The sequence below is a fragment of the Lacinutrix salivirga genome, from assembly GCF_053604675.1.
In genome coordinates, this window is record NZ_JBSHNP010000050.1 from 23827 (window position 1) to 37904 (window position 14078).

At 30.4% G+C, this 14078-nt stretch carries 13 protein-coding genes; 4 read left to right on the forward strand and 9 right to left on the reverse strand.

Annotated features, from left to right (window positions below; genetic code table 11):
- Window positions 1-101: 101 nt before the first annotated feature.
- Window positions 102-461 carry a YraN family protein gene (locus tag ACVC5O_RS01555; RefSeq protein WP_452219705.1) on the forward strand — a complete coding sequence of 120 codons (360 nt, stop codon included), beginning with the start codon at window positions 102-104 and terminating at the stop codon, window positions 459-461.
- Here ACVC5O_RS01555 and ACVC5O_RS01560 read toward each other — a convergent pair.
- Genes ACVC5O_RS01560 through mfd form a run of 3 tightly spaced genes read right to left on the reverse strand, consistent with a single transcriptional unit; the run spans window position 458 to window position 5688 of the window.
- Complete coding sequence (locus tag ACVC5O_RS01560) at window positions 458-877, reverse strand: hypothetical protein (protein WP_452219752.1); 420 nt, start codon at window positions 875-877, stop codon at window positions 458-460. The two genes, ACVC5O_RS01555 and ACVC5O_RS01560, sit on opposite strands and share 4 nt — an antisense overlap.
- A 45-nt stretch (window positions 878-922) precedes the next feature.
- On the reverse strand, window positions 923-2302 hold the full coding sequence (locus ACVC5O_RS01565) for a TlpA family protein disulfide reductase (protein WP_452219706.1): 1380 nt from the start codon (window positions 2300-2302) through the stop codon (window positions 923-925).
- Between the two features lie 50 nt (window positions 2303-2352).
- Entirely contained in the window at window positions 2353-5688 is a 3336-nt protein-coding gene (mfd, locus tag ACVC5O_RS01570; RefSeq protein WP_452219707.1) for a transcription-repair coupling factor, read from the reverse strand.
- A gap of 158 nt (window positions 5689-5846) precedes the next feature.
- Here mfd and ACVC5O_RS01575 point away from each other — a divergent pair, with 158 nt between their 5' ends.
- On the forward strand, window positions 5847-6278 hold the full coding sequence (locus ACVC5O_RS01575; protein WP_452219708.1) for a TerB family tellurite resistance protein: 432 nt from the start codon (window positions 5847-5849) through the stop codon (window positions 6276-6278).
- 53 nt (window positions 6279-6331) lie between these two features.
- Here the strand turns inward: ACVC5O_RS01575 and ACVC5O_RS01580 are convergent, their stop codons facing one another.
- The 6 genes from ACVC5O_RS01580 to fbp form a co-directional block, all read right to left on the reverse strand.
- Entirely contained in the window at window positions 6332-7849 is a 1518-nt protein-coding gene (locus tag ACVC5O_RS01580; protein WP_452219709.1) for an ATP-binding response regulator, read from the reverse strand.
- A gap of 68 nt (window positions 7850-7917) precedes the next feature.
- Window positions 7918-9432 (reverse strand): ATP-binding protein, encoded by a 1515-nt coding sequence (locus ACVC5O_RS01585; RefSeq protein ID WP_452219710.1) that lies wholly within the window; start codon window positions 9430-9432, stop codon window positions 7918-7920.
- A 12-nt stretch (window positions 9433-9444) separates the two neighbouring features.
- Complete coding sequence (locus tag ACVC5O_RS01590; RefSeq protein ID WP_452219711.1) at window positions 9445-9936, reverse strand: Rab family GTPase; 492 nt, start codon at window positions 9934-9936, stop codon at window positions 9445-9447.
- Window positions 9923-10741 carry a cell envelope biogenesis protein OmpA gene (locus tag ACVC5O_RS01595; RefSeq protein ID WP_452219712.1) on the reverse strand — a complete coding sequence of 273 codons (819 nt, stop codon included), beginning with the start codon at window positions 10739-10741 and terminating at the stop codon, window positions 9923-9925. The genes ACVC5O_RS01590 and ACVC5O_RS01595 overlap by 14 nt, the downstream gene beginning before the upstream one ends.
- Window positions 10742-10766: 25 nt before the next feature.
- Window positions 10767-11129 carry a fructose 1,6-bisphosphatase gene (locus ACVC5O_RS01600; RefSeq protein ID WP_452219713.1) on the reverse strand — a complete coding sequence of 121 codons (363 nt, stop codon included), beginning with the start codon at window positions 11127-11129 and terminating at the stop codon, window positions 10767-10769.
- A 61-nt stretch (window positions 11130-11190) separates the two neighbouring features.
- The gene (gene fbp / locus ACVC5O_RS01605) at window positions 11191-12198 is read right to left on the reverse strand and encodes a class 1 fructose-bisphosphatase (RefSeq protein WP_452219714.1); all 1008 of its coding nucleotides are present in this window, start codon (window positions 12196-12198) and stop codon (window positions 11191-11193) included.
- 128 nt (window positions 12199-12326) lie between these two features.
- Between fbp and ACVC5O_RS01610 the strand changes: the two genes are divergently transcribed.
- Both ACVC5O_RS01610 and ACVC5O_RS01615 read left to right on the forward strand, forming a co-directional pair.
- Window positions 12327-12806 (forward strand): N-acetyltransferase family protein, encoded by a 480-nt coding sequence (locus tag ACVC5O_RS01610; RefSeq protein WP_452219715.1) that lies wholly within the window; start codon window positions 12327-12329, stop codon window positions 12804-12806.
- Between the two features lie 2 nt (window positions 12807-12808).
- Window positions 12809-14059, forward strand: a complete 1251-nt coding sequence (locus ACVC5O_RS01615; RefSeq protein ID WP_452219716.1) for an aspartate kinase — start codon at window positions 12809-12811, stop codon at window positions 14057-14059.
- Window positions 14060-14078 lie beyond the last annotated feature (19 nt).

Below are 14078 nucleotides of genomic sequence, written 5' to 3' on the forward strand. Positions count from 1 at the left end.
ACTCGAACTAACGATATAGATTACTTTAGTTATTTAAATGGAATAAGACAATATAATAAATTTTGAAAGTGTAGGATGAGATTCCTGCCATCGCAGGAATTATGGCACAACACAACGAACTTGGTGAAAAAGGCGAACAATTAGCAGTAGATTTTTTATTAAAAAACAACTACCAAATTATTGAGCGCAATTACAGATTTCAAAAAGCTGAGGTTGATATTATTGCACAAAAAGCTGATGTTTTAGCCATTATAGAAGTTAAAACAAGATCTACAAAAGCATTTGGGAATCCTCAAGATTTTGTAAAACCCAAACAAATACAACGTTTAGTAAAAGCTGTGGACGAATATGTTACAGTTAATGGTTTAGATGTTGAAGTGCGTTTTGATATTATTGCAATTGTAAAAGAAAATAAGCAATATGTTATTGAGCATTTAGAGAATGCTTTTTATCATTTTTAAACGTTTTCTACAGTTGTAAAAGGAGTTTTATCTGCTGGTAATTGTATGTTTTCTAAAACTGTATTTAATTCGATTAAAGACTGTTTTTCAATAAGTTCAGTGTTAATTCTTAGTTTTTTATCCTTTGTTGTTAAGGTGTAATCTCCAGCGAATTTTTTTATCCAAATTATCTCATTAAGATGTATTTGTTTACCAAATGGTGAATTTTTTTTAATCGTTCCGTTTTCAATAGTTAAATAGTGATAGAAGTATTCATAAAAATATATTCCAAGATACATTAAACCAACTATTAAATATAGATAATCAGAAAAAAGAATTTTGTCTTTTGTAAACGAAGAAAAAACATATATTCCAATCCAAACTAAACCTAGTATTAAGTTGGCATAAATTCTTTTATTTCTGTATTTAATTTTCATCAATTACTAGAGTAAAAAAATCTTTTAAAAAAAATAATTGTTTATTTAGTCCTTGTTTTTTTCTTCTTTTAAAACGTCTTTTTTCGGGTTTGGCAGCTTATCTAAATAGTTTTTAAACGCTTCAAAATCGTAAGGCTTATTGATTATTTTTTTGTTTTTATCTAGTACAAAATAGGTTGGTGTTGCTGTAACATTATAGTTGTTACCAATTTCGTTATCCCATTTGCCTTCACCAAAAACATGTATAAAATCAGGATAGTCGTAACGCATGTCACTCCATCTGTAATACGCATCGTCTAATGCTACTGCAATTACTTTAAGTTTATTATTTGGTAGTGAAGCTGTATATTCTTTTAATAATGGTAATTCCTCTAAACAGTGAGAACATGTTGTACTCCAAAATATAATTAAATACTGCTCTGCACTATCTAATTTACTCATTTTAGTGACTACAACTTTATCGTCTTTATCTTTAATTTCTACAGGAAAATCTGGAGCAACTTCTCCAATCGAAGAATTTTTAAATGCAATAATTTGATTTGCAAACTCTCTGTCGTTTTCACTATTAGAAAGTAATTTTAGTAAATAATTACTTGCAATATGGTTTGCTGCAGCTTCGTTAGTTTGGTTAACATCTGCAAATTGATTCCAAAGTATTTTTAAAATCACTTTTTTTACTTTAGGATTATCTCCAATGGCGTTTACTAACGTGTCGATGTTTTCTATGTAAGAAGCATCGACATTGTTATTATTCACATAACCTGCAACATACTTAATCGCATTACTAATTAAAAAATTTGAATTCTGTAACGTTTTGTTACCAAAATCTATGTTCTTAAAATAGTTGCTTTTTATGTGACCTGCAAACGTAGCAACATCTTCTCGCTCTGAAGGAATATAAGGTCTAAGTGCTTTTATAAACTCTAAAGCCATAGTGCCTTCGGCAGCCTTTTCAAATTCATTTTGAGTGTCTTCTAAAATTTTAAAAATCTTTTTAAAATCTTTTTCACTTTCGTTTTTAGTACCATAATAATTGCGAATTTGCTTATTAACTAAGGCTTTACTCTTTAAATAAGAGTCATAAAGCTTATTTTCTTTAGAGGTAATAAAGCTTAATCCTTTGTCTAAATCAAATGCTAATTCTACATCTTCATTATTATAGATAAAATCGAAATTATACTCATCCTGAGGTTGTGCATATACTATCCTGTAGGTTCCTGGCTCTGTGTTTTCTGGCATGTCTATTGTAAACGTGCCATCTTCGTTAACATCTGCATTGTTTACAAACAATGACGTTTCTGCTGTAACGCGATATAAAAATGCAAACTTAAATTGGTTTGCAGGAGTAAAAGTGCCTTTAATGGTGTGCTGAGCAAACGTTATGCTTGGCAATATGGCGAATAAAAAAAGTAATTTTTTAATCATTGTAATTGGTTTTTCTATTAATAAGTCAAACGTCGTGCCAAAATTAATTTTTAATTTAAAATTGGTTTTAATGCTGCTAGTCCTTGTTGTACTGTTTTAATGTTATCAAAAGTAAGCAATAATCGCAAGCCATTTCTGGTTTGCTTTTCTTTCATTTTACAAGCAGAAGGTTTTGATTGTACATATTGTAACAATTTAGTAAAATTTTTGCTTTGGTAAAACTTACTTTGTTGGTCGTTTATAAAGTAGCCAATCAACTTGTTTTGTTTCATAATAACCTTTTCCATACCTAATTTTGTTGCTATCCATTTTAAGCGAACACTATTTAATAAATCCACAACTTGGATTGGTAATTCGCCAAATCTATCGATTAAATTAGTTTCAAATTGTTGTAACTCTTCTTCTGTTTTAAAATTATTAAGCTCTGTATATAACTTTAATCTTTCGGTTATATTATTTACGTAATCGTCTGGAAATAATAACTCGAAAGTTGTGTCTATGGTAATGTCTTTAACGTATTCTTTATCTTCTAAAGGCTCATTATATAAATCTGCAAATTCATTTTCTTTTAATTCTTCAATAGCTTCATTTAAAATTTTCTGATACGTATCGAAGCCAATTTCATTTATAAAACCACTTTGTTCACCACCTAATAAATCGCCTGCTCCTCTAATTTCTAAATCTTTCATTGCGATATTAAAACCACTTCCTAACTCAGTAAATTGCTCTAAAGCTGTGATGCGTTTTCTGGCATCATTAGTCATTGCAGAGTAGTCTGGAGTTATAAAGTAACAGAAGGCTTTTTTATTGCTACGACCTACACGACCTCGCATTTGGTGCAAATCGCTAAGGCCAAAATTATTGGCATTATTAATAAAAATAGTATTGGCGTTAGGCACGTCCAAACCACTTTCTACAATAGTTGTGCTCACTAAAACATCGAAATCACCATTCATAAACGAGAGCATAAGTTGCTCTAGTTTTTTACCATCTAGCTGTCCATGTCCAATACCAATTTTTGCGTCTGGTACCAATCGTTGGATCATGCCTGCGACTTCTTTAATGTTTTCTATTCGATTATGGATGAAGAATATTTGTCCTCCACGTTGAATCTCGTAACTAATAGCATCTCTAATGGTTTCTTCGCTAAAACGAATAACATGACTTTCTATTGGATAACGGTTTGGAGGAGGTGTAGTTATTACAGATAAATCTCTAGCAGCCATTAAACTAAACTGAAGCGTTCTAGGAATAGGAGTTGCAGTTAGCGTTAACACATCTACATTATCTTTTAAAGTTTTTAGTTTTTCTTTTACTGCAACGCCAAATTTTTGTTCTTCGTCCACAATGAGCAAGCCTAAATCTTTAAATTTCACATTTTTATTTACGAGTTGGTGTGTGCCAATAATAATATCTACATGACCTTTTTCTAGCTTTTCTAAGGTTTCGCGTTTTTCTTTTGCAGTTCTAAAACGGTTAAGATAATCTACAGTTACAGGAAATTCTTTTAAACGCTCTTTAAAGGTTCTGGAATGTTGATAGGCTAAAATGGTTGTTGGTACTAAAACAGCAACTTGTTTCCCATTATCTACAGCTTTAAATGCTGCACGAATGGCAACTTCGGTTTTACCAAAACCTACATCACCACAAACCAGCCTATCCATTGGTCGTTCGCTTTCCATATCTGCTTTAATATCTGCTGTTGCAGTACTTTGGTCTGGAGTGTCTTCGTAAATAAACGAAGCTTCTAGCTCATGCTGTAAGTGCGAATCCGGATTGTATTGATAGCCTTTTTCTAACTTACGTTTGGCATATAATTTTATAAGGTTAAAGGCAATTTCTTTAACACGCGATTTAGTTTTTTGTTTAAGCGTTTTCCACGCTTTACTACCTAGTTTGTAAATTTTAGGTGGTTTGCCGTCTTTACCATTAAACTTGGTGATTTTGTGTAATGAATGGATACTTAGGTATAAAATATCGCGTTCGCCATACACTAATTTAATAGCTTCTTGCTTTTTACCTTCAACGTCTATTTTTTGTAAGCCTCCAAAACGACCAATACCATGATCTATATGTGTAACGTAATCGCCAATATCTAAATTTGTTAGCTCTTTTAAAGTGATGGCTTGTTTTTTTGCATAGCCATTTTTAAGATGAAATTTATGGTAACGCTCAAAAATTTGATGGTCTGTATAACACACTATTTTATGATCGTGATCTATAAAACCTTTATAGAGTGATAATACTATAGTTTGGTAGTTGACCTCATGATCTGAATCGTCAAAAATATCATGAAAACGTTTGGCTTGCTGTTCGCTTACACAAGCAATATAATTAGTGTAGCCTTTGTTGTGATTGCTATTTAAATCTTCAATTAAAAGCTTAAAGTTTTTATTAAAAGCTGGTTGCGGTGTTGTATTATACTCTAAAGTTTGATTGCTAAATACAGAAGAAGCGCCAAACTCTATTACTGTAAAATCAAGTAATTGCTTTTTTAAAGTGGTTGCGTTACAAAATAACTCGTTAGGTTCTGCGTGTTTTATTTCTTTTGAAAGCGTTCCGAAAGCTTCAACAGCTTTTTCATAAAGCGAGTCCACACGAGAAAATATTAAGTCTGCGTTTTTAGTAAAAACTACTGTTTTTTGTGCAATATATTTAAAAAAACTCTGCCTACTTTCTTCTAATAATTTATTAGCAACATTAGGAATAATGCTAATTTTTTTAATCTGCTCTGTAGAGAGTTGAGTTTCTACATCGAAGGTTCTAATGCTATCGACTTCGTTACCAAAAAATTCTATTCGGTAAGGCTCGTCGTGGCTAAAAGAAAACACATCTACAATTCCTCCTCTAACCGAAAATTCTCCAGGTTCTGTAACAAAATCTACACGTTTAAATTTGTACTCAAAAAGGACTTCGTTTACAAAATCTAACGATAAATTGTCGATTACTGCAATTTTTAAGGTATTGCGTTCGAGTTCTTTTCTGGTGACTACTTTTTCGAAAAGTGCATCAGGATACGTAATAATTAATGCTGGTTTTTTTTGCGAGTTTATTCGGTTTAAAACTTCTGCTCTTAAAAGCACATTAGCATTATCGGTTTCTTCAATTTGATATGGTCTGCGATAGCTTCCTGGATAAAAAAGCACATTTTTACTATCTAATAATTGTTCAAAATCATTGAGGTAAAATGCAGCCTCTTCTTTATCGTTAAACACCATTAAAAAAGGCTTGTTTGCTGTTTTAAAAAGCGAATTAACTACAAAAGATAAAGAAGATCCAACAAGACCTTTAACATGAGTTTTACTTTGAGAATTGGCAATAGAGTGTTGCAGATTTTGCGATTGCAAAGCCTGTACATAAGTTTGCGAGATTTTAGATTTACTCACTTATTTTTAGTCTTTAGGAATGCAAATATAAGGCTTAGAGTTTTGAATTGCGAATGCCTAATTTAAGAAGTTGGTTTTTGGGTAAAAAAAGAAAATATATGTTTTTAAAAGCAGTTTGTTTAATTATCTTTGTGCTTTAAAATATAAATACAATATATATGTCATTTGCAGATTTGTTTGATAGTGGGTTTAAAAAACGTAATGAAGATCATTTTGCGTCTATAGTTAGAATAGCTATGGATGATGGTGTGATTTCTGACGATGAAAAAGCATTTTTAGATCGTTTAGCACGACGCTTAGATATTTCTGAAAATGATTATAAAATTATTTTAAAGGATTATGCTTCTCACCCAATAAATCCTCCAACATCTTACGATAATCGCTTAGAGCGTTTGTACGATTTGTCTCGTATGGTCTATGTAGATCATATTAAAGGTGATCACGAAGAGGTTTTACTAACTAAAATTAGTGTTGGTTTAGGCTTTAAACCAGAGAATGTTAAATATGTAATTGACAAAGCGTTGAGTTTAGTAAGTAATGGTGTTGATTTAGATACTTTTGTTGAAGAAATTAAAACAATGAATAGATAACAGATATTATTATATATTAAATAAAAAACTCCAAAACTTAGTTTTGGAGTTTTTTATTTTAGTAAATCTTTAACTGTACTCAAAAACTCTTTTTTATGGAGTGGTTTTGTTAAGTAAGCATTTACACCAGCACTAATACAATTGGCTTCTTCTGTTTTGCTTTTATTATTAGTAATAGTAATTATTGGCGTTTTGTTTTGTAAAAGAGTAGTGCTGTGTCTTATAAATCTAGAGGTGTCGATACCATCCATAGTTGGTAGTTTTGTGTTTAGTATAATTAGATTATAGTTGGTTGTAATCATACTATTAATAACATCGTCTCCTGTTTTAACACTATGTATTTCTATTTCATTTTCGGTATTTAATAGATTTATTAAGCTAATTTGGTCTATTTCAGAATACTCTGCAATAAGAATTTTATATTTTGATTCTGTTTTGCTTTTAGGCGCTATGGCTTTTTTATGTTCTAGTTCTTGTTGGTGTTCAGCAATTTTTAATGGTAATGTTACTTTAAAAGCAGACCCTTTGCCTATTTCGCTTTTTAGATTTAATTCACCTTTCATTGCAGTACTTAATTGCTTAGCAATGGATAATCCTAAACCTTTTCCATTAGTAGTTAACGCATTTTTTACTTTGTAAAAGGACTCAAAAATGGAGTTATGGTGTGTATTGTCTATTCCAATACCTGTGTCCTCAATTAAAAATTGTAATGTGATGTTATTTTGCGCGTTAGAGACAATGCTAACTTTAAAACTAACTTCGCCTGTTAAAGTGTAGTTGTAAGCATTATCTAATATTGTATCTAATACTTGTGTTATTCTAAATTTATTACCAATTAAAAACTTAGGACACTGTGTATCTATTTTGTAATTGAAAGTGATGTTGTTTTCTTTAAATTTCTTTGAAAATTTTTCGGTTAAAGAACTAGTTAAATTGTAAATATTAAATACTTTATGTTCTGAAACAAAATAGCCAGTTTCAATAATAGATAAGTCTAAAAGAGTATTAAGCATTTTTTTTAATTGGTTGCTAGTAGTGTCTATAATACCTAAACTATGGCGTTGAGCTTCGTTTATATTAGAGTTGTTTAATATAGATGTCGTAAACGTTATGGTGTATATTGGCATCATTATATTATGGCTAAAATTAGTTAAAAACTCACTTTTAAAACGTTCTTTTTTGGCTAGTAAATTATTTTCTATTTCTAAAAGTTGCGATTTAATTTCAGATTCGTTTTTTGTCTGCGACATTCTAAGGTTATTTTCATAATGCTCAGACAGGTCATTTATTATAAGGTAAGCGTGTGGTTTTTTAGAGAAGGTTTGTAAGGTGACATCTACTCTATATGTTTTGTTTTTAAAGCTAAAATGCACACAATTAAAAGTAAGTGTTTGATCTGTACTATTAATTAAAGGGATTAAAGACTCGAAAAAAGGATGAAATATAGAGATAGAGACGCGAGTTAGACCAGAAAATATTTTGGTGTCGTTTTCTATTATAAAACCAGATTTATCGACTAATAAAAACTGATTTTCACTCTTTAGGCTGTATTTTTTGTAGTTGCTTAGCATTAATTTAGGGGCTTATTCGCTAATTAATACTAATATACTTAATTTATGGTATAACTACCAAAGAGTTGTTAATGTAAAGCGTCGTAAATTTTTTGTAATAGCGTGTTTTTATCAAAAGGTTTTTGGATTACTCCATTAATTCCTGCTTTTTTATAACGTTTTAAATCTTCTTTCATAACTCTAGCTGTGAGCGCTAAAATAGGTATTTTTCTGTGTTCACGTTCTGGCATTATACGTATTTGAGCAGCAATTTTGTCTCCCTTTTCGTTGTTTAGTTTAATGTCCATTAATACCAAATCAAATTCTTGGTTTTCTATTCTTTGCAATACATCTTCAGACTTTACAGCAATGTCTAAATAAAAATTACCTTGTGATGCTAAAATTTTTAAAATTGAAAGTTGTGTGATTTCAGAATCTTCAACTAAAAGAATATTATACTTTCTGTCTTTTTCAAACTGTAATTCTTCAGCTTCTTTAGGCTTGTTAATTTTTGAAGCATCTACAAGTTTAAAGTTAATATTTGTTGAAAATGTAGAGCCTTTATTAAGTTCTGATTCTACATTAACTTTACTGTTTGTTAACTCTACTAAATATTTTACGATAGCTAAACCTAAGCCAGAACCAGTATTGGTGTTAACTTCTAATTGTTTAAAACTATTAAATATAGTATCTATATGCTCTTTGGCTATACCAATTCCTGTATCTATAACTTCAAAGTGAATACTTGCTTTGTTTGCTCTAATTTGATTTAACGAAGCGTTAAATGTTACGTTGCCTATTGAAGTAAATTTTATAGCATTATCTAGCAAATTAGAGAGCATTTGGCGCAATCGCATCGCATCACCTTCAACAATATCTGGTAAATTGGCATTAAAATTTGTAATAAATTCTAACCCTTTTTGTGCAGCTTTTACTTTATACGAAGACGTTAACTCCTCTAATAATTCTTTTAAATTAAAAGGATTGAGCTTAAGCTCTAATTTACCAACCTCTATTTTAGAGATGTCTAAAATATCGTCTATCATTTTTTTTAAATGGTTGGACGACGAGTTTATAATATCTAAATAGCCTTTTTGTTGAGGTTCTAAATTAGATTTTTCTAAAATATCTGTAAATGTAATAATGCCTGTAATTGGGTCTCTTAGCTCGTGACTAAAATTTGCGATAAAAGCATTTTTAAACTCTTCTTTTTCTCTTAAATAACTGTTTTTTAATTCTAGTACTTGAGAGTTTATTATAGATTCGTTTCTTACTTGTGCTGAGGTTTGATAGTTGTTATAATGTGCTGTTAAATCTTGAATAATAACTAAAGGCAGTTTATTGTTACTAAAAGTTTTAAGTGAGATGTCCGAAATGATTTCTTTACCATTTATATTTAAATGAATACATGAAAAAAGATAATCTGAATTTGGAGTTTGTAATAAGTCTATAAAACTCTCAAAAAAAGGATGTAAATCTGAAACATTTTTTTTCTCAATATTAGAGAATAGGGTATCGTCAGACTCCTTAATAGTACCATCAAAATCAATAAGTATGTATTGTATTATTGCTTTAGCGTAATTTTTTTTGTAAGCTTCAAGCATAAGATTTGTGATTTATTTAATTAGCTCTTCTGCTAATTTAGAAAAAAGATCATCAACTTTCTTCCCTGTCTTCGCACTTGTAAAGTAATCGACGAACGGCTTAAAAATAGCGCTGTTCTGCTTAATAAAATCCTTAGTTACCAAATCTTCTTTATTACCTACGACTTTTAAAGGCGTTTTCTGGTAATTAGTTTTTATATACTCTATGTCTGTAGTTAGTGTTTTGTAGGTTGCTGGTCGAGAGACATCAAACACATATATAAAACCACTTGTTCCTAATAGGTAAGAAGGTCTTGTGTTATTAATATCGTCATTACCTTCTAAATCCCAAATAACTAGAGAAATATCTTCTCCAGTTGGTATGGTGACTTCTTTTTTAAAAATATGAACACCAATGGTTACTTTGTAATTGTCTGAAAACGTGTTTTCTACAAAACGACGTATTAATGAGGATTTACCAACACCAAAGTGTCCAAGTAGGACTATTTTTTTAGAGATTTTCATTCTCGAAATATACTTTTAATTTATTAGAAAAGGACTCTTTATTATCCAAATCTTCTTTGTTTATGTAGTTTTGAGCAAAGTCTAAAAGTTTATCTTCTAGCTTGCTTTTAAATACAGTATTAAAGGCACCAGAGATAACAACAGCGATGTAATATGAGGAAAAATTTTGAAGATGAATATGATATAAGTCATATTCTATATATTGTAAATCCTGATCGTTTTTTTGAAATGCATCTTCAGCAAAACTTTTTATTGCAGTTAACATTCCGGCAACCATATCCTGATCTATATTTTGAGTTTTAGAATACTCAGACATGATTATTCCAGACCCTTTTTCAATAACCATTAATTGTTCTATTTCTGGCTTAAATTGATCTTTCAAAATCAATTCGCCTTCACTTGCTCCGGATTTTTTTGAAAAGAATTTTCGTTTTAAATTTTTAAATGAAAAAGAATTATTTACTTGTTCATTTACTTTTTCGGTAAGGAGTGCAATTTCGTTTTGGATATATTTTTTTATCATTTTACCCATAATTGGATATAATGCTTCAACCACTTGCGCTTGAGAATTTTTAATTTCGTGCCTAAGCGTTTCTGTAATTGCAGGACCTAAGGTTTTAGGCATTTCTTCAACAAATGCTTCAAGTTTATCTGTAATTATAGGATCTACTTTTTCAGATAAATTTTTCTGTTTGTTAATGGTTTCTTCTAAGATTTTTATTTTTTCATGAATAGATGACGCATATTCACGCTCATCTGTAAGCAAGATGTCTTTAAGAATACTTAATTTATCTTCTTGGTTCATGTAGTATGCTAAAGCGAGGGAATTATTATTGACTTATTTTCTCACCCAACTTTGTAAAGAGTTCACCTAATAATCTACGATCTAGTTTTTTGTCGTCTAATGTTTCAAGTTTATCATCAAAGGTGTTCTCAAGTTCGGTAATTCTAATATTAATATCTGTACCTAAGTTATCAATATTTTGTAAAAGCTCGTTTCTAACATCTTCAATTAAAGCTTCTAATTCTTCTTTCTTTTTTTTGAGATCATGTTTAACAGCTTCAAACTCGCTGTCATACGCTTGAATATTTTCTCCAAAAATGAGCTGTTTTATGGCATCAATTTTTGAATTTGCATCTTTATTAGGTCCACTAGTTTGCTCTGTAGAAGTTGACTTATTATCTTTTGCCATTGTAGTTAGGGTTAAATTTGCTATTCACAAAAATAGAAATAAAAAGCTTAAAATAAAGGATTTACTTACCTTTTTGCATAAACTCTTCGGCTTTTAAAACCATGTTTTTGCTACCACAGAAAAAAGGTACACGTTGGTGAAGCTCAGTAGGTTGTATGTCTAAAACCCTATTAAAACCATCACTTGCTTTCCCGTTGGCTTGCTCTGCAAGAAATGCCATTGGGTTACATTCGTATAGTAAACGTAATTTTCCAGCTTCGTTTTTAGAACTTTTAGGATACATATAAATACCTCCTTTTATCATGTTTCTATGGAAATCAGAAACTAAAGAACCTATATATCTAGAGGTATATGGTCTGTCTTCTTCTTCCATTTGGCAGTATTTAATATAATTTTTTACGCCTTGAGGGAAGTGACTGTAATTGCCTTCGTTTACAGAGTAAATATTACCATTTTCAGGAAACTGCATATTGGGATGCGATAAGTAAAATGTACCAATTGCTGGATTTAGCGTAAACCCATTAACGCCATCTCCAGTGGTATAAACTAGCATTGTTGAGGTGCCATAAACCACATAACCTGCAGCCACTTGTTGGTTACCTTGTTGTAAAAAATCTTCTATAGTAACAGGTGTTCCAACAGGAGTTACACGTCTATATACAGAAAAAATTGTTCCAACCGAAACGTTTACATCAATATTAGAGGAACCATCTAAGGGATCAATAAGTACAATATATTTATTCTGGTTGTTTTCATCTTGGCTGTTTATGCTTATAAAATCGTCTTCCTCTTCACTGGCAATACCACAAACAATATTTCTATTGGTTAGCGTTTGTATAAACTTATCGTTAGCATACACATCTAATTTTTGTTGGTCTTCACCTTGTATATTTGTGTCTCCAACTGCACCAATAATATCTACTAAACCAGCTTTGTTTACTTCGTGGTTAACTACTTTTGCTGCTAAACGTATAGAATTTATTAAACGCGACAACTCGCCAGAAGTGTATTTAAAAGACGATTGATTTTCGATTATAAACTCTCCTAACGTTTGGTTTTTTCTAGACATATATTGTGCTTATTTAGATACTAAAGGTTTGTGCAAATATCGTATTTTTTGTTAAACTATAACGTTTTCGTTCATAAATTAAAGACTAATATACTTACTTTAATTTATTTTTGAACTAAATTTATAGCATGGATTTTTTAATAAGAAAAGCAGAAAAGAAAGACATGGCTTTTGTATTAGAATTAATACAAGAATTAGCTAATTTTGAGAAAGAACCTGATGCTGTAGAAATCACAATTACCGATTTGCAAAACGATGGTTTTGGATCGCAAAATGCATTTACCTGTTTTGTAGCAGAATCTAATAAAAAAATTGTAGGAGCAGCATTAGTTTACATTCGTTACTCTACTTGGAAAGGAAAAGCATTGCATTTAGAAGATTTAATTGTAAAAGAATCTATGCGTGGAACAGGTTTAGGGACAGCATTGTTAGACGAAGTTATTAAGTATGGAAACTCGTTAGGCGTAAAACGAATTGGCTGGGAAGTTTTAGATTGGAATGAACCTGCAATTACATTTTACGAAAAAAAAGGTGCTAATATTATGCGAAACTGGCATTTGGTACAACTCGATGAAAACGGAATAAAAAATTACCTCTCTAAACTATAATAATGAAAATATTTAAATTTGGTGGAGCCTCTGTTAAAGATGCAAAAGGCGTTAAAAACCTAATATCGCTTTTAGAAAAAACGGATTACAGCAATACGCTAATTGTAGTATCTGCAATGGGAAAAATGACCAATGCAATGGAACATGTAATCGATAAATATTTTAATAATAAAGAAGAATTAACTGCTGCAATACAAGAGGTAAAAGCGTTTCATAAAACTATTTTAATAGATTTATTTAAAAATGAAGACCACAAGGTTTTTAAAAAAGTACAGTCCTTTTTCAACGAGTTAGACGCCTTTTTTAAAACTAATAAATCACCAGATTACAACTATGTTTACGACCAAACTATTGGTTATGGCGAACTAATTTCTACAACTATTATTAGTTATTATTTAAACGACAATGGCTATAAAAATAAGTGGTTAGACGTAAGAGAGTTTATTAAAACAGATGACTATTACAGAAATGCAAACGTAAATTGGGAAACCACGCAAACTAATATTATTAATAATGTAGATACAAGCATATTAAACATCACACAAGGGTTTTTAGGTAGTGATTCTAACAATTTTACAACCACACTTGGTAGAGAAGGTAGTGACTACACTGCAGCAATATTTGCCTATTGTTTAAATGCTGAAAGTGTAACCATTTGGAAAGATGTTCCAGGTGTATTAAACGCAGATCCACGTTATTTTGAGCATACGCAATTACTCAATAATATTTCTTATACAGAAGCCATAGAATTAGCGTTTTATGGTGCCTCTGTAATACATCCAAAAACATTACAACCTTTACAAAGAAAGGAAATAGCGTTACATGTAAAATCGTTTTTAAATCCTTTAAATGAAGGCACCACAGTAAATAAATTAATAGGAATAACACCACATATACCTTGTTTTATATTAAAACAAAATCAGGTATTATTGTCTTTATCTACATTGGATTTTAGTTATATAGTTGAAGAAAATATAAGCGAAATTTTTAATCTATTAGCACTATATAAAATGAAAGTAGGTGTGATCCAGAATTCTGCAATAAGCTTTTCGGTTTGTATAGATAACAACTATAATAATTTAGATAAGCTACTATTACATTTAAAAGCAAAGTTTAAAGTAACGTGTCACAAAAACGTTTCATTATATACTATTAGGCATTTTGATGCCAAAGCAGTTGAGCAATTAGAACACGAAAAAAACGTTTTATTAAAGCAAGTTTTTCAAGAAACCATGCAAATAGTAACTAATTAAACTTATTATTACATTTGCA